At 60.7% G+C, this 16,465-nt stretch carries 12 protein-coding genes and 1 pseudogene; 6 read left to right on the forward strand and 7 right to left on the reverse strand.

All coding sequences use genetic code 11. The features are described from left to right. Positions 1-15 precede the first annotated feature (15 nt). Together HT585_RS14735 and HT585_RS14740 are read right to left on the reverse strand one after the other, a co-directional pair. Positions 16-1,242 (reverse strand): acyl-CoA dehydrogenase family protein, encoded by a 1,227-nt coding sequence (locus tag HT585_RS14735; RefSeq protein ID WP_425513747.1) that lies wholly within the window; start codon positions 1,240-1,242, stop codon positions 16-18. Positions 1,243-1,382: 140 nt separating this feature from the next. Then, positions 1,383-1,841 carry an RrF2 family transcriptional regulator gene (locus HT585_RS14740; RefSeq protein ID WP_077505311.1) on the reverse strand — a complete coding sequence of 153 codons (459 nt, stop codon included), beginning with the start codon at positions 1,839-1,841 and terminating at the stop codon, positions 1,383-1,385. A gap of 331 nt (positions 1,842-2,172) precedes the next feature. Here HT585_RS14740 and HT585_RS14745 point away from each other — a divergent pair. Then, positions 2,173-2,469, forward strand: a pseudogene (locus tag HT585_RS14745) (LVIVD repeat-containing protein); the annotation flags it as partial. A 62-nt stretch (positions 2,470-2,531) separates the two neighbouring features. On the opposite strand, the gene urtE reads toward HT585_RS14745, so the two are convergent. The 5 genes from urtE to urtA form a co-directional block, all read right to left on the reverse strand. Then, a complete protein-coding gene (urtE, locus tag HT585_RS14750) occupies positions 2,532-3,227 on the reverse strand; it encodes an urea ABC transporter ATP-binding subunit UrtE (protein WP_176353645.1) in 696 nt (231 codons plus the stop codon). 41 nt (positions 3,228-3,268) lie between these two features. Continuing rightward, entirely contained in the window at positions 3,269-4,033 is a 765-nt protein-coding gene (gene urtD, locus HT585_RS14755; RefSeq protein WP_176353646.1) for an urea ABC transporter ATP-binding protein UrtD, read from the reverse strand. A 5-nt stretch (positions 4,034-4,038) separates the two neighbouring features. After that, positions 4,039-5,202 carry an urea ABC transporter permease subunit UrtC gene (urtC, locus tag HT585_RS14760; protein WP_176353647.1) on the reverse strand — a complete coding sequence of 388 codons (1,164 nt, stop codon included), beginning with the start codon at positions 5,200-5,202 and terminating at the stop codon, positions 4,039-4,041. Next, a complete protein-coding gene (gene urtB / locus HT585_RS14765; protein WP_176353648.1) occupies positions 5,199-6,815 on the reverse strand; it encodes an urea ABC transporter permease subunit UrtB in 1,617 nt (538 codons plus the stop codon). The genes urtC and urtB overlap by 4 nt, the downstream gene beginning before the upstream one ends. A 186-nt stretch (positions 6,816-7,001) precedes the next feature. Then, positions 7,002-8,294: an urea ABC transporter substrate-binding protein gene (gene urtA / locus HT585_RS14770; RefSeq protein ID WP_176353649.1), complete on the reverse strand. Its 1,293-nt coding sequence runs from the start codon at positions 8,292-8,294 to the stop codon at positions 7,002-7,004. Between the two features lie 300 nt (positions 8,295-8,594). On the opposite strand from urtA, the gene HT585_RS14775 reads away from it, so the two are divergent. The 5 genes from HT585_RS14775 (at position 8,595) to HT585_RS14795 (ending at position 16,446) form a co-directional block, all read left to right on the forward strand. Continuing rightward, positions 8,595-9,026, forward strand: a complete 432-nt coding sequence (locus HT585_RS14775) for an OsmC family protein (RefSeq protein WP_176353650.1) — start codon at positions 8,595-8,597, stop codon at positions 9,024-9,026. A 113-nt stretch (positions 9,027-9,139) separates the two neighbouring features. Next, positions 9,140-12,526 (forward strand): hybrid sensor histidine kinase/response regulator, encoded by a 3,387-nt coding sequence (locus HT585_RS14780; protein WP_176353651.1) that lies wholly within the window; start codon positions 9,140-9,142, stop codon positions 12,524-12,526. After that, positions 12,519-13,439, forward strand: a complete 921-nt coding sequence (locus tag HT585_RS14785) for a response regulator (RefSeq protein ID WP_176353652.1) — start codon at positions 12,519-12,521, stop codon at positions 13,437-13,439. Before HT585_RS14780 ends, HT585_RS14785 begins: the two co-directional genes overlap by 8 nt. Positions 13,440-13,875: 436 nt before the next feature. Continuing rightward, entirely contained in the window at positions 13,876-14,637 is a 762-nt protein-coding gene (locus tag HT585_RS14790) for a GGDEF domain-containing protein (RefSeq protein ID WP_176353653.1), read from the forward strand. A 447-nt stretch (positions 14,638-15,084) separates the two neighbouring features. After that, positions 15,085-16,446, forward strand: a complete 1,362-nt coding sequence (locus HT585_RS14795; protein ID WP_176354178.1) for a TolC family outer membrane protein — start codon at positions 15,085-15,087, stop codon at positions 16,444-16,446. The last annotated feature ends 19 nt before the right edge of the window (positions 16,447-16,465 follow it).

Raw genomic sequence — 16,465 nt, forward strand, 5'->3', positions numbered from 1 at the left:
CCGCACTGCTTTCGATCAGCTATAGAGGCTGACCACCGGGATACGGTCGTTTAGAGCAAAGTCGGCGACCTCGCGTGCCTTGTAGAAGACCGGGTCGTGCAGGGTGTGGGTGCGGACGTTGCGCCAAAATCGGTCGAAACCATAATGGGCCGCCGTGGCGCGCGCGCCCATCAGTTCGAAGACCTTCGCCGTCACATCGAGCGCCACATGGGTGGCGTTGACCTTGGCGGCGTAGGCTTCGATCGCGGCGTCCCCACGTTCACGCTCGGTCACGGACCTGCCCTTCGACAGTGCGGCCTCGACTGCACTTGCTGCCACGTCAGCCAGAGCCACGGACGCTTTCAAAGCGGCCTGCAATTCACCGACACGTTCGAGAATGTGGGGGTCCTCGCTCGCGCGTGACACACCTGACGTGATCCAGGGGCGCGTCGTGGTTCTGATATAGTCGAGTGCCGCGGCCAGCGCGCCTTCTGCCGTGCCGAGATAGAAGTTGACGAAGACCAGCTGGATCAGCGGCGTGTTGAACGTCGCCTGAACCTGCGGCGGATCGAACGGTTCGGCAAGCGGCAGAATGAAATCGCGCTCGTAGACGGGAAAGTCGCGAAACTCGACGCTGCCGCTATCGGACAGGCGCTGGCCGATATTGTCCCAATCGTCATGGGCGACGTAACCCGGACGATCCGTCGGCACGACGAAATTGGCGATCTTGCCCTCGAGCGTCGCGTTAACGTTGATGCGATCGGAGACATGCGCGCCGGTCGAAAACGTCTTGCGTCCGTTGAGCACAAAATGGCCGCCGCGCCGCTCGAGCACCAGTCCGGGATCCCGCGGGTTGACCGCTGCCCCCCAGTAAAGCTGCCGCTCGACGGTCTCGGCACCAAGCACCCAGGCCTGCCTCGCATCGGCAGCCGCCCAGTAGACATACTGGCTGTTGACATAGTGATAGCCGAGCAACTGGCCGATGGAGCTTTCGCCACGCGAGATGATCCGGACAAGACGCAACCCATCAAGCCAGCTCAGGCCTGCACCACCGACTTCAGTGGCATGCAGCGCCGACAGCAGCCCCGCTTGGCGCAGCGCTTCGATTTCATCGCGTGGCGGCAAGCCCAGCCGATCAAGCTCGGCGCCGCGTCGCGCAAACTGACTGGAAAGCTCGCTCGCCTGCGCAAACAGATGCTGGCGCATTTGTTCCTGTTCGGTACTGGCCGGTCCGGGTTCCCGGAGGAAATGCACGTTGCTCATTCGCCTCTCTCCATGTGATTGAGGCGAGATAGTGCATTCATTCTATAGACAATAACAGCAAACGATTTTCAACTCGGGATCACGAACCGGAAAGTCCTACCCCTGACCATCTGCAAGATAGTCGTGGATCTCGACAAGGATCAGCCGACTTCGGCGTCCCTGAGCGCGACGATCTCGGTGCCGTTGTCGTTGGCGGCAAACTGTTCAAGCGTCATGTTGTCGAGGATTGACGCCACCGCATCGCGCACGTCGCTCATCGATTTGCGAACATGACAGTTGACCGGATCGGAACAGTCGTCGCAGGCTTCGAACGCGGTGCGGCTTGCGCAACGGATCGGGGCCAGCGGCCCGTCCAGCGTGCGGATGACCTGACCGATGCGGATATCGGATGCGGGCCTCGAAAGCGAATAGCCGCCGCCAGGCCCTTTTTTCGAGCGCAGGATTCCGGCGTTGCGAAGCTCAAGAAGGATCGCGTCGAGGAACTTCTTCGGAATATTGTTGCGGGTGGCGATCTCGGTGATGAAGGCGGTTTCGCCGGGCTCCAGTTGAGCCAGGTCGACAAGAGCCTTCAGCCCGTATTTACCCTTCTTGGTCAACATTGCACTTCGCTTTCCTGAACACAAAGGCCGCCACAACTGCGTTCCGCACCGACGTTGGTATCACCGGAGGCAACGGGTTGTGACGGCCGCACTGTTTCACTTAAGATGCCATACACCCAAAACGGGTTATTCTCAAGAAATTACGTAAGTTTCTGCATAGATTTTGTGAATTTTATTGTCGAATTCAAGGCAGGACAGCAAAGAATTGCTCCAAGGCCAGCTGTTTCTTCAAACCCGAAGATGCGAAGCCGTCAAAAAAGCTTCGCAGGGATCCAATCGGCGGTAACGGCGTCACTGGCACTGAGAGCCGGAACTTTCCCCGCCAGATCCTCGATCGTCTTCCTTCGGGCCACACAACCTGCACGAAAACCGGCCAGGCTCGTTCGTCTCGGAAACATTGATCTTCGCCACCTGGCAGAACGCCGGCATCCGCGCCTTCGATATCAGCGACCCTTACCGTCCGCGCGAAACCGGTGCACTTGTTCCGGCCGGCCCGACCGAAATGACCGACCGGCGCGCGGGCCGCCCCCGCATCATCCAGTCCGCCGACGTCTTCGTCGATGCTACCGGTATCATCTATGCGACCGACTACAATGCCGGGCTCGCGATCATCGAATACGGCGGTTAGGGCATTTCCGGACAAAGTGCGAAGCGGTTTTCCGTTAGGAAATGCGCAAATGAGCATTTCTACTAGACGGTGAGATGCCGCCGGGCCTCGACTGTGTCCAGCGTCTCCGGCGGCCCTTCATGCACCACCGCGCCGCGGTCCATGATGTAGACATGGTCGGCAAGTTCGCGGCAGAAATCGAGATATTGCTCGACCAGCAGGATCGCCATGCCCGTGGAATCCCGGAGATAGCGGATCGCGCGCCCGATATCCTTGATGATCGATGGCTGGATGCCCTCGGTGGGCTCGTCGAGCACAAGGATGCGCGGACGGGTGACGAGCGCCCGGCCGATCGCCAGTTGCTGCTGCTGGCCGCCGGAAAGATCGCCGCCCCGCCGCCCCAGCATTGTGCGAAGTACGGGAAAAAGGTTGAAGACATCCTCAGGTATCGAGCGGTCGCCGCGCTTGACCGGCGCGTAACCGGTTTCCAAGTTCTCCTTGACGGTGAGCAGCGGAAAGATCTCGCGGCCCTGCGGCACATAACCGATGCCCTCCTTGGCGCGGCGATAGGGCGCCATGCCGCCGAGGATCACGCCATTGAAGGCGATCGCCCCGGCGCTCACCGGGTGCTGGCCGGTGATGGCCCGAAGTAGGCTCGACTTGCCGACACCATTGCGGCCGAGCACGCAGGTGATCTTGCCCATCTTTGCTTCGATCGAGACGCTGCGCAGCGCCTGAGCGGCGCCATAGTGGAGATTGACGTTTTCGACGCTCAGCATGAAGGCGTCCTTTCCCTCTAGTGTTTATCGTGTGGCCGCTGTCAGCGGCCGAGATAGTTTTCGATCACCTTCGGATCGCTGCTGACGAAATCGATGGAACCTTCGGCAAGCACCGACCCTTCGGCCAGACACGTCACCTTGACGCCGAGCTCGCGGATGAAGCCCATGTCGTGTTCGACGACGACGACTGACCGGGTCTTGGCGATTTCCTTGAGCAGGATCGCCGTTTCAGCCGTCTCGGCATCGGTCATGCCGGCCACCGGCTCATCGACCAGCAGCAGTTCCGGCTCCTGCGCCAACAGCATGCCGATCTCCAGCCATTGTTTCTGTCCATGCGAAAGGTTGGCGGCAAGATCGTCGCGGCGCGCACTGAGCCGCACTGTCGACAGGATCTCCTCGATTCGCGCCTTGTCGTCCGCCGTCAGGCGATAGAAAAGCGTCGGGAAGACGCCGCGACGGCGATTGAGCGCCAGCTCCAGATTGTCCCAGACGGTGTGGCTCTCAAACACCGTCGGTTTCTGGAACTTGCGGCCGATACCGAGATTGGCGATTTCGGCTTCATCGCGTTGGGTGAGGTCGATGTCACCCTTAAAGAACACCTGCCCCTCGTCGGGTCGCGTTTTCCCGGTGATGATATCCATCATCGTGGTCTTGCCGGCACCGTTCGGGCCGATGATGGCGCGAAGCTCGCCCGGCTCGACGACGAAGGAGAGTGAGTTCAACGCCTTGAAGCCGTCGAAGGAGACGGAGACGCCATCGAGGTAGAGAAGGCTTTTCGGCTTGGTCTGGTTGATCGTCTGGTTCATGGCAATCACTCCGCCGCCATGGGTTTAGCGACAAGCGCGTCGCGCGCGTTGTCGGCGTCGGCCGCCCGACGGTGCGCCTTGCGACGGGCGAGATAGGCGCTCACGGTGCCGACCACGCCTTTCGGCAGGAAGAGCGTGACGAAGACAAACAGCCCCCCGAGCGCAAACAGCCAGAACTCCGGAAAGGCGGCGGTGAAGATGCTCTTGCCGCCATTGACGAGGATCGCGCCGACGATCGGGCCGATCAGCGTGCCGCGCCCACCGACCGCCGTCCAGATGACCACCTCGATGGAGTTGCCGGGCTCGAACTCGCCGGGATTGATGATGCCGACCTGCGGCACGTAGAGCGCCCCGGCAACGCCCGCCATCATCGCCGAGACGGTAAAGGCAAAGAGCTTGATGTGCTCAACACGGTAGCCGAGAAAGCGCGTGCGGCTTTCCGCGTCGCGCACGGCCACCAGCACCTTGCCGTATTTCGAGCGCACGATAGCCGTAGTCAGCACCAGACACAGGGCAAGCGTCACGGCGGAGGCGGCAAAAAGGGCTGCGCGCGTGCCGGGCGCCTGGATGTTGAAGCCCAATACATCCTTGAAATCGGTCAGGCCGTTGTTGCCGCCAAAGCCCATGTCGTTGCGGAAGAAGGCAAGCAGCAGCGCATAGGTCATCGCCTGGGTGATGATCGAGAGGTAGACGCCGTTGACCCGCGAGCGGAAGGCGAACCAGCCGAAGACAAAGGCAAGCAGCCCAGGCACCAGCACCACCATCAGCGCCGCAAACCAGAACATGTCGAAGCCCTGCCAGAACCAGGGCAGTTCCTTCCAGTTGAGAAACACCATGAAATCCGGCAGCAACGGATTGCCGTAGGAGCCGCGCGCGCCGATCTGGCGCATCAGATACATGCCCATGGCGTAGCCGCCGAGCGCGAAAAACGCGGCATGGCCGAGCGAGAGGATGCCACAGAAGCCCCAGACGAGATCGAGCGCCAACGCAAGAAGCGCATAGGTCAGGTATTTGCCAAACAGCGACACCAGATAGGTCGGCACATGCAGCGGATGATCCGGTGCCGTCAGCAGATTGAGGGCCGGAACGGCGATTGAAAGCCCCAGCAATATGGCAACGACCGCGATGATGCTGCGATCGAGCGACTTGAGCAGAAACGAGGTGATCATGCCTCCACCGCCCTTCCCTTGAGTGCGAAGAGGCCGCGCGGCTTCTTCTGGATGAAGAGGATGATGAGCACCAGGACGAGGATCTTGCCGAGAACGGCACCCGCATAGGGCTCGAGGAACTTGTTGAGAATGCCGAGCGAGAAGGCGCCGACCAGCGTCCCCCAGAGATTGCCCACGCCGCCGAAGACCACGACCATGAAGCTGTCGATAATGTAGCCCTGGCCGAGATTGGGCGAGACGTTGTCGATCTGCGACAGCGCCACGCCGGCCATGCCGGCGATGCCGGATCCAAGCGCAAAAGTCAGAGCGTCGACCAAGGGGGTGCGGATGCCCATGGATGATGCCATCCGACGGTTCTGCGTCACGGCCCGCATCCGCAGCCCCATGGACGTCCTTTTCAGCAGGAACAGAAGGGCGGCAAATACGGCGAGTGCAAAAACGATGATCCACAAGCGATTCCAGGTGATCGTGAGACCGCCGAGTTCGAAGGCACCCGCCATCCACGAGGGATTGCCGACCTCACGGTTGGTCGGCCCAAAGATCGAGCGCACCGATTGCTGCAGGATCAGCGAGATCCCCCAGGTGGCCAGCAGCGTTTCGAGCGGCCGGCCATAGAGAAATCGGATGACGCTGCGCTCGATGGCAAGACCGATGACCCCGGTGGCGAGAAAGGCAAGCGGCAAGGCGATCGCCAGCGACCAGTCGAAGAGATCAGGATAGGACGTGCGAATGACATCCTGGACCAGGAATGTCGTATAGGCGCCGAGCATGACCATCTCGCCATGCGCCATGTTGATGATGCCCATCACGCCGAAGGTGATGGCAAGACCGATCGCCGCGAGCAGCAGCACCGACCCGAGCGACAAACCGTACCAGACGTTCTGGCCGGCGTTCCAGAATGCCTGCGCCTGCTCAATGCGCTGAAGCGCGGCTTCGATATCCGGTTTCAGGCTCGAATCCGCCGATGAGAGCGCCGAGGTCAACGCGCCAAGCGCCTCGCGACCGCCGCCTTCCGCCAGCGTCTTGATCGCCGCGCGCTTGTCGTCGTCGGAGCGGTCGGACACCAGAAGGCTCACGGCGCGTGCCTCGTCGAGCGTCTTGCGCACCGCCCCGTCCTTCTCGGTGGAAAGTGCCGTCTCAATGGCCCCGAGCGCATCGGCATTCGGCGTCTGGCGCATGGATTGCGCCGCCTTCAGCCTTGCATCCGTATCGGCACTGAAAAGCGTCAGGCCGCCGAGCGCACTTCGAACGGCGCGGCGGACTGAATTGTTGACCTTGATCTTCTGCAATTCGCTTTTCGGCACTTCTCCGATATTCGCGCCATCAAGCGGATCGACGAGCATAAGGCTCGCGCCCTTCTCGGTGGCGAGGTACACGCTGCCATCGGCTTTTCGTGCGTAGAGATTGCCCTCGCCGAGCGCCTCGAGCACCGGGATGACACGTGGATCGCCGCTCTTGGCAAGCGCTTCAATGCGATCGTCGAGCTCCGCCAGCTTGGCCGTTCCGAGCGCGCTGACCAACGCGCCGATGTCATCAGCGGCGCGCGAAGCCGTGATATCAGCTGAAACCAGCAGGCAAAAGGTGATCAACAGGGTTTGCAGAATGCGGTACATCGCCCTCTCGCTTGGGTCTCGCTCGCCCGCGGCAAGCGCAAGGCAGGCGCCGCAACAGCGGCATGGGGTTTCAAGGTCCCTTCGCCCGACGGGAGCGTCGGGCGAAGGGTCTGCCCGCCTATGGATTCGTCATGCAAACGTTGTCCGGGCAGCAGCGCCACCCGGCAATATCGCTAGGTGATGAAATCAGGAGCCCTTGCCGCCGCACTTGCCGGTGGCGACATTGAAGTTGCCGCACGACATCGGCGCGCGCCAATCGGCGATCAGGTCCTTGGAATCGGGCAGGTAGTCGGACCATTCGTCGCCAACCACGAGGCCGGGCGTTTCCCAGACCGTCTCGAACTGGCCGTCGCTCTGGATTTCACCGATCAGCACCGGCTTGGTGATGTGGTGGTTCGGCATCATCGTCGAATAGCCGCCGGAAAGATTGGGCACCGAGACCCCGATCATCGCATCAAGCACGGCGTCCGTATCTGTGCTTCCGGCCTTCTCGACCGCCTTCAGCCACATGTTGAAGCCGATGTAATGGGCTTCCATCGGGTCGTTGGTCACGCGTTTGTCGTTTTTGGTGTAGGCCTTCCAGGTCTTGATGAACTCGGCATTGGCAGGGGTATCGACCGACTGGAAATAGTTCCAGGCGGCGAGATGGCCCACGAGCGGCGACGTGTCGAGACCGGCGAGTTCCTCTTCACCGACGGAGAAGGCGACCACTGGGATATCTTCGGCCTTGACGCCCTGGTTCGCCAGCTCCTTGTAGAACGGCACGTTCGCGTCGCCGTTGATCGTCGAGACGACGGCCGTCTTCTTGCCGGCGGAACCGAACTTCTTGATGTCGGAGACGATCGTCTGCCAATCGGAATGACCGAAGGGCGTGTAGTTGATCATGATATCCTCGGGCTTCACGCCCTTGGAGATGAGATAGGCTTCGAGGATCTTGTTGGTCGTGCGCGGATAGACGTAGTCGGTGCCGGCCAGAACCCAGCGCTCGACGCTCTCGTTTTCCATCAGATAGTCGACGGCCGGGACAGCCTGCTGGTTCGGTGCGGCACCGGTGTAGAAGACGTTGCGCTGACTTTCCTCACCCTCGTATTGCACCGGATAGAAGAGGATCGAATTCAGTTCCTCGAAAACAGGCAGGACGGACTTGCGCGACACCGATGTCCAGCAGCCGAAGACGGCCGAAACCTTGTCCACGGAAACCAGCTCGCGCGCCTTTTCAGCAAAGAGCGGCCAGTCGGAGGCCGGATCGACGACGACTGCTTCCAACTTCTTGCCGAGCAGTCCGCCCTTCTTGTTCTGCTCGTCGATGAGCATGAGCATGGCGTCCTTGAGCGTTGTCTCGGAGATCGCCATGGTGCCCGACAGTGAATGCAGAATGCCGACCTTGATCGTGTCGTCAGCCGCAAAGGCGCCGTTGAACGCCGTCGTCGACAGGACCGTTGCCAGGAATGCACCGGTGACGCGTGCCTTGATATTCATCTGATTGAACCCCTCTCGTTCTGATCGCCGCAACGAGGCTTCGTTCCTTTTGACCGTTGCTTGAGGGATCATCCGCCAGTCGTGCTGCACTGCACATACGTCATTCTACGTAGGTCGAGGGGGCAAAGAGGAAGCGGCCGCGATAAGACGATCCGGAGTTCACGGCGCGGTGCGGGAATTGTGCAAAGGCCACGACGTCGAAATCAACGCGCCTGTCTGGCCGCCGGATGACTTTTCCGGCTATTGAAGACACCGAGGGCCGAACGGCCATCGATAGCATCTCAACACAGGTGAAAGATCATGAAAGCACGTATCAAGTGGGTTGAAGAGCGGACATTCGTCGGTGAATCCGGAAGCGGTCACAAGATCGTGCTGGGGACGGCATCCGGTCCGGAAGGGCGCACGCCTGGCCCAAGCCCGATGGAGCTGATGTTGATCGGCGCCGGCGGTTGCTCGGCCTACGATGTGGTTCATATTCTGGAAAAGGGCCGCGATCCGGTCGAAGATTGTTCCGTGGAGCTCGACGCCGACCGCGCCGAAGAAGACCCGCGCGTCTTTACCCGCATCCACATGCACTTCGTGGTGAAAGGGCGTGGCCTCTCTGAAAAGAAGGTCGAGCGCGCGGTCGCCCTGTCGCTTGAAAAATACTGCTCGGCATCGGCGATGCTCGCCAAGTCCGCGACGATCACACATGATTTTGTCGTCGTCGACACGTCAGCTGCGAGCGCCTGAGCCTTTCACGCTTGCTTTCGCCCTCTCCGCATTGCATAAATTTCACGCATAGAATTTGCGTGCCGTGAAATTAGGCATTAACCTGCCAGCAATGCGAGAGATAACGAGGCAACATGGCGGCACGCCAGCGCATCATTCCGGTTCGACGGGAATACAATCGCTGGGTCGCCGACCAGACGCTCGAAGACTATGCGCTGCGCTTCACCGCCAAGAGCGCGAGGCGCTTCTCCTCCGAGCGCATTTCCCAAACCGCGATCGGCGCAATCTCGTTTCTGGCGCTGGAGGCGATCGGTGGTGCGATCACCATGTCCTACGGCACCACCAACGCCGTCGTTGCCATCCTGATCGCTAGCGTGATGATCCTGACAGTCGGCCTGCCGATCAGCCGCTACGCCATCCGCCACGGCGTCGATATCGACCTTCTGACCCGGGGCGCAAGCTTCGGCTACATCGGCTCGACGCTGACCTCGCTGATCTATGCCAGCTTCACCTTCATCCTGTTTGCCATCGAAGCGTCGATCATGTCGGGCGCACTCGAGCTTGCGCTCGGCATCCCGCTCTGGGTCGGTTACATCGTCAGCGCCGTCGTCGTCATCCCGCTCGTTACGCATGGCGTACGCCTCATCAGCAAATTCCAGTTGGTCACCCAACCCTTCTGGATCGTGCTCAATATCCTGCCCTTCGTCTTCATCGCTTTTGCCGATTGGGAGAAGGTCGGCATCTGGCTCGCCTATGCCGGCATCCATCACGCCTCCGGACCGCCGGGCACACTCGCCCCCTTCGATCTGATCGAGTTCGGCGCAGCCTCCGCGGTGATCTTCGCGCTGATGGCGCAGATCGGCGAGCAGGTCGACTTTCTGCGCTTTCTGCCGCCGGACGGCCAGCGCAAGCTGCATCACCGTGTTGCTATCTTCCTGGCTGGCTCCGGTTGGGTACTCGTCGGCGCCCCGAAGCTTCTGGCTGGCTCGTTTCTCGTCGTGCTGGCGCTTTCCTCCGGCATTCCCTCGACCCGGGCCGCGGACCCGGCGCAGATGTACTACACCGCCTTCGGCTACATGATCCCGTCGCAGACGGCCGCCCTCCTCATGATGGTCGCCTTTGTCGTCGTGTCGCAGTTGAAGATCAACGTCATGAACGCCTATGCCGGGTCGCTCGCCTGGTCCAACTTCTTCTCGCGCCTCACTCACAGCCACCCCGGCCGCGTGGTCTGGCTGGTGTTCAATGTGGCGATCGCGCTGCTTCTGATGGAACTTGGCATCTATCGGCTGCTCGAAGAGACGCTCGGCGTGTTCTCGATCGTTGCGATGGCCTGGCTCTGCACCATCTCGGCAGACCTCTTCGTCAACAAGCCGCTCGGCCTTTCTCCGCCGGGCATCGAATTCAAGCGCGCCCATCTCTACGACATCAACCCGGTCGGCCTCGGCGCCATGGCGCTTTCGGCAACAATCGCACTGACCGCGCATTTCGGCGCCTTCGGCGCCATCGCCGCATCGCTTGCGCCCTACATCGCCCTGATCGTCGCCTTCATCGCATCGCCCCTGATCGCATGGGCGACGGGCGGAAAATACTATCTCGCCCGCAAGCCGAGAAAGAGTTGGGCGGCCAAGAGCGAGATCACCTGCTCAATCTGCGAGCACCCCTTCGAACCGGAGGACATGGCCTGGTGTCCGGCCTATGCCGCCCCCATCTGTTCGCTCTGCTGTTCGCTCGACAGCCGCTGCCATGACATGTGCAAGCCCAAGGCCCGGTTCAATGCCCAGGTGGCAACGGTCACGCACGCCCTTCTGCCGGAAGCCATAACGGCGAAGCTGACGACGCGCCTCGGCCGCTACGCCATTTCGGCGGTGCTCTCGATCGCCGGCATCGGCCTGATCCTGGCGATGATCGCACATCAGACCGGCAACGCGTCGCCGGAGACGGCGACGGTCGTCGAGCGCACGATTGCCGTCGTCTTCTTCGTCTTTGCCGTGCTCGCCGGCGTCGTCTGCTGGTTCTATGTGCTCGCCCATGACAGCCGTGTCGTCGCCGAGGAAGAATCATCGCGGCAGAACACCCTGTTGCTGAAGGAGATTGCGGCACACAAGAAGACCGACGCGGCCCTGCAGCAGGCAAAGGAGACCGCCGAGGCGGCCAATCGTGCCAAGAGCCGCTATGTCGTCGGGCTCAGCCACGAACTGCGCACGCCGCTCAACGCGGTACTCGGTTACGCACAGGTGCTTGAGCGCGATGAAACGATCCCGCCGGCGCGACAGGGCGCGATCAAGGTGATCAAACGCAGCGCCGACCATCTCTCCGGTCTCATCGACGGGCTTCTCGACATTTCCAAGATCGAGGCGGGCAAGCTGCAGGTCTATTCCAATGAAATCAACGTTTACGACTTCCTCGACCAGGTCGTCGAGATGTTCCGGCCGCAGGCGCAGGCTAAAGGCATCGCCTTCGAACATCGGCGCGCCTCCAGCCTGCCACGCTACGTCAAGACAGACGAAAAGCGGCTACGGCAGATCCTGGTCAACCTGCTCTCGAACGCCTTGAAATTCACCGAGCGCGGCGAGATCCGCTTCGATATCGATTATCGCAGCCAGGTTGCGACATTTACAATCAGCGACAGCGGCCGGGGCATCGCCGAGAAGGATTTGCCTCGCATCTTCGACCCCTTTCAGCGCGGTGAGGCGGAGCATCTCGGCAGCATGCCAGGTCTCGGCCTGGGGCTGACCATCACCCGATTGCTGACACAGACGCTCGGCGGCGAGATATCCGTCGTCAGCGAACCGAACAAGGGCACGACCTTCAAGGTCCGGCTGATGCTCTCCGCCGTCGACCGGCCGGCGCCGCTTGTGGCCGTGCGCCGGATCACCTCCTATCTCGGCCCGCGGCGGACAATCATGGTGGTCGACGATAACGCCGATCACCGCGACCTGATGCGCGAAATTCTCACGCCGATGGATTTCACCGTGCTGACGGCCGACAGCGGCAAGCAATGCATCGCCATGCTTGAAGCGCTCACCCCGGATATCTTTCTCGTCGATATCTCCATGCCCGATATGAGCGGCTGGGATCTCGTTGATCGACTGCGACACGACGGCCAGGTGGCGCCGATCATCATGCTGTCCGCCAATATCGGCGACGGATCGACCAGAGGCGCCTTTGTCGGCCACAATGATACACTCACCAAGCCCTTTGGCGTCGGACAACTCGCGGACAAACTCGCCGTGCAACTCGGCCTCAACTGGATCCATGAGGGCGAAGCATCCGAAGAACCGGTTGCCGTAAGCGCGGATGCGATGACGCTGCCCGGTCAGCACCATGTGGAGGAACTGATCCGGCTCGGCGAGATCGGCTATGTCAGAGGCATCGAGGCCAAGCTTGCCGAGATCGGCCTGCGACCGGAACATCAGCTCTTCGTCAAGGCAGCGCGGGCTTATGTGCAGGCCTTCGACCTCTCCGGTTACGATGCCTTCTTGAAGGAAAAAGCGACGATTGGAGCCATCACACGTGGTTGAGACTTATGATCGTCGCGACATCGTCCTCCTGGTGGACGATTCCCCCGAAGCGCTCGGTTTTCTGACCGAAGCTTTGGAGCAATCCGGCTTTTCCGTGCTGATCGCCACCTCCGGCAATGCCGCCTTGTCGATTGCCGACCGGATCACCCCCGACGTCATTCTCCTGGATGCGGTCATGCCCGGCATGGACGGGTTCGAAACCTGCCTCAGACTGAAGGCCAACGCCTCCGTTGGCCAGACGCCGGTGCTGTTCATGACAGGGCTCACCGAAACCGAGCATGTGGTCCATGCGCTCGAAGCCGGCGGTGTCGACTATCTGACGAAACCCATCAACATCGATGAGCTGAGGGCGCGCATCCGCGTTCATCTCTCCAATGCCCGCTCAGCGCAAAGCGCCCGCGTCGCGCTCGATGCCGCCGGTCGCCATCTGCTCGCCGTTCGCTCTGATGGCAGCGTTCGCTGGTCGACACCGCAGGCCAACCGCCTGGTCAACGCGGCAACCGGCAGCGATGAGGGCCTGGCAACGATCGCCAGACGCATTGCAGCTTGGATGGAAAAAACCGAGGCCGGCGGAAAGCGGGAAAACAGTTTTACGCTCGAAGAGCCCGGGCAATCCGGCCTGCAGGTCTCGTTTCTCGGCGCGATCGGCGCCAACGAATACCTATTCAGGCTGACGGCCGAAAGCCGACGCAGCGACGACGAGATGCTGCGCCAGCACTTCCTCCTGACCCAACGCGAGTCCGAGGTGCTGCTCTGGATTGCCAAGGGGAAATCCAACCGCGACATCGGCGAGATCCTCGGCTTGAGTTCACGCACCGTCACCAAACATCTCGAGCAGATCTACGTGAAGCTGGGCGTCGAAAACCGCGCCTCGGCCGCTGTCAAGGCGACACAGGTCCTGCACGGGATTTAGCCGATCAAGCCCTCTCTCATGCCCCGGGGATGATACCGGTTGGCGCCGGTTTCCACGCTGTGATGACGGTGACGCCCCGCAACGATCATCTTCATGGATCCGCACCACCTTGAAGGCGCTTCTTGATGTTGCGAATCGGTTGCCGGATTTGGCCCGCTGATCCGGGCAGTTGATGTATGCGGCGCGGAACCTTGCGCCAACCGTCTGCATTTGACGTCATGGACATTGTTCGGAACGGGAGATAGTACGAACAGAATTTTCCGGGCGGCGATCTGGAACTCACACGCTCCCACGAACATTGAGGCAGACAATATGCCGTTTTGGTGCATTACCTTGTGCATTCTGAGCTGTGCATAAAGTTGTAGATAGTTAGGAAAGGGAATATCCATAAAACCGCACTAAACCGATCATTGTCAGTGAATCGGGAGCTGGATGCATGCAGAGAGACGTACCCTTCAACGGGCAGAAGGACTGGCGGATCGTACGATATGTCCTCGCCGGCATCGTTGGCTTCGCCGTCCTCGCCCAGGTCTTGGTGTATTTCAGCCTGGTTGCTCTCGTCGATCGCCCCTATGCGGCGGCCGTTGTAGGGGCGGCTCTGATTTCGCTGCTGATGGGCGTGCCGCTGATCGTCATCGCGGCCATGCAGTTTCGCCGGGCCCAGCGCCTCCGCAACCAAATCAACCACGTCGCGGCACATGACACAACAACCGGCTGCGTTACCGGCCGCGGGCTCGTCCAGTATGTCAATGGTCTTGAGCGGCGCCGTCAACGCTCTGTCGAGGCGCTTCAAGGGGCGCTCATCCATCTGCGTATCAACAATCTCGACGATGTCGGCGCCGCCTTCGGCCCGGAATGGAGCGAGGAACTGCTGCAATTCGTCGCCTCGACCATCAGCACCTCCGTGCGGCGCGATGATATCGTCGCGCGAACCGGCCCAGCGAGTTTCGACGTCCTGTTGGTCGGTGCTACCGAAACCGATGCCGAGCAGGTTTGTGCTCGCCTGACGACAACACTCACATCTTCGCATTTCTCTGCCGATGGCCGTAAGGTCGATCTCGCACTCAGCGTCGGCGGTGCGTTGTTCGAGGGCAGCGTCGATCTGGAACGTTTGCGCCGCGCCGCAGCGTCGGAGAGCATTGCGGTTGCGGCGGGGGCGTCTGAGAGCGTAGGTTTCGTCCGCCTTCCTTCGGCCTGATTGTATGCGGCCGGTGGCGCCACATCAGTTTTAGTCCACGGCCTTTTCTGTCGGTGGCTGCAGTGAAACTGCCGCATTCGCGTCGGCGTTGAAATGTGGGCAATTCGCCAATCGGGCCGAACCGGCCTGCACCCTGGACCAGGGGAAAAAATCATTTTATTTCAATAGGTTAAAAGACCAACCAACACTGGGAGGGCTGTTCCATTTTTGCAACATAACCGTGCAAAACCTTGCGGCGGTTTGGAACCACCCAAATTTGGTGAGCGCGTTTTATTTCGGCTGTATTATTTAGCGGTAGGTTTCTGCAGTTTAAACGCCTTCCTGGATTTGCTGGCGTGACGAACTGATTACGAGGGGGTAGTATTGAACGTGGGGAAAACCTTAAAAAGCGGATTGTTTTCCATTCTGCTCGCTTCAACCGTGTTCGCGGGGAGTGCCGCCCAAGCGATGACGCTCAGGGAAGCGCTTCAAATCGCAATGGAATCGAACCCTGAAATCGGGCAGTCGATGGAGAACCGCGAGGCGATCGAGTTCGAACTTCGCCAAGCCCGCGGCCTCTATCTACCGAGCGTCGATCTGGAGGCTTCGACGGGCGCGCGCCATCTCGAGGACAATGGGCGCCGGCTCGCCTCCATCGAAAACGATCCGCTCTATCCTTCCGATGTTGGTTTGACCGTAACGCAGAAATTGTTCGATGGCGGTGCCCGACGGGCGGAGTTGGAGCGGCAGGCTGCACGCGTCGATAGCGCCTCCTTCCGTGTCCTGGAGCGCTCCGAAACGATCGGCTTGCAGATTGTACGCGAATACTTCGAATACATTCTCCAGCAGCAGATCGTAGCGGAGGCTCGCAAAAACGTCGGCGTGCATCAGTCGATCCTGTCGGACATCAGCTCGCTGATATCGGGCGGCGCTTTGACCGATGCCGATCGCCAGCAAGCAAGTGAACGGCTACTTGCCGCAAAGGCTCGCCTGCAGGAGGCAGAAGAATCCCTCGACACCGTCAAAATCAGCTTCAATCGCCTTGTCGGACAGCCGCTGACCAAGCCGTCCATGCCCAAGTCGGTTGCTGGCGTCCTGCCCAACACGCTGGAGACGGCGATCGGGATCGCCCGCTCGAACAATCCACGCATCAAGGCCGCTGATGCCGACATCAGTGTCGCCGATTCGCAGGTCAAGGCCGCGCGCTCGACCATGCTTCCCGAGGTCTTTGCCGAAGGGCGCGTGCGCACAGGCAATGATATTGACGGCTCGACTGGCAATACCTGGGACGCGCAGGCGCGGATCGTCGCGAAGTGGAATCTGTACCGCGGCGGCATCGACATCGCCAACGAACAGGAACAGATGCGTCGATCGAGCGAGCAGCGGCTGGTGTTTCACCAGGCGCATCGCGACGTCGAGGAAGCAGTTCGCATTTCTTGGGAACGCCGCACAAGCCAATACGACATCGCGCGCACACTGAATGCACAAACTCAGATGAACGTGCAACTCGTCGAGTCTTATCGTGAACAGCTCAAAGTCGGCCAGCGCTCGTTGCTCGACGTGCTGGGCGCGCAGAATGCGCGCTTCAACACCAGTATCCTGGCGAAGACCGCGCAGTACGCAGCCTTGTTTGCCGAATATCGCCTGCTGGCCGCGACTGGACAACTTTTGTCGACGATGCAGATCAAGGCACCGGCTCAATCCGAAGCCTACGCGCGCGCCGAGTTCAATGTGCCAGCCACGCCAGCTACAGAAACCTATCGCCGTGTCCCGTCGCGCCAGACAAACGACTTGCCTCTCGACTTGTTGGCGCCGATTCGGCAAAAATAATAGTTGTCGTGAGGGCGGG

Origin of the sequence: Ensifer oleiphilus, assembly GCF_013371465.1 — a bacterium.
In the GTDB taxonomy this organism is placed as follows: Bacteria; Pseudomonadota; Alphaproteobacteria; order Rhizobiales; family Rhizobiaceae; genus Ensifer; species Ensifer oleiphilus.

Bases quoted from the DNA above. Each gene is read 5' to 3' on its own strand.
- HT585_RS14735 (WP_425513747.1), bottom strand. From the start codon at position 1,242: ATGAGCAACGTGCATTTCCTCCGGGAACCCGGACCGGCCAGTACCGAA.
- HT585_RS14740 (WP_077505311.1), bottom strand. From the start codon at position 1,841: ATGTTGACCAAGAAGGGTAAATACGGGCTGAAGGCTCTTGTCGACCTG.
- urtE (WP_176353645.1), bottom strand. From the start codon at position 3,227: ATGCTGAGCGTCGAAAACGTCAATCTCCACTATGGCGCCGCTCAGGCG.
- urtD (WP_176353646.1), bottom strand. From the start codon at position 4,033: ATGAACCAGACGATCAACCAGACCAAGCCGAAAAGCCTTCTCTACCTC.
- urtC (WP_176353647.1), bottom strand. From the start codon at position 5,202: ATGATCACCTCGTTTCTGCTCAAGTCGCTCGATCGCAGCATCATCGCG.
- urtB (WP_176353648.1), bottom strand. From the start codon at position 6,815: ATGTACCGCATTCTGCAAACCCTGTTGATCACCTTTTGCCTGCTGGTT.
- urtA (WP_176353649.1), bottom strand. From the start codon at position 8,294: ATGAATATCAAGGCACGCGTCACCGGTGCATTCCTGGCAACGGTCCTG.
- HT585_RS14775 (WP_176353650.1), top strand. From the start codon at position 8,595: ATGAAAGCACGTATCAAGTGGGTTGAAGAGCGGACATTCGTCGGTGAA.
- HT585_RS14780 (WP_176353651.1), top strand. From the start codon at position 9,140: ATGGCGGCACGCCAGCGCATCATTCCGGTTCGACGGGAATACAATCGC.
- HT585_RS14790 (WP_176353653.1), top strand. From the start codon at position 13,876: ATGCAGAGAGACGTACCCTTCAACGGGCAGAAGGACTGGCGGATCGTA.
- HT585_RS14795 (WP_176354178.1), top strand. From the start codon at position 15,085: ATGACGCTCAGGGAAGCGCTTCAAATCGCAATGGAATCGAACCCTGAA.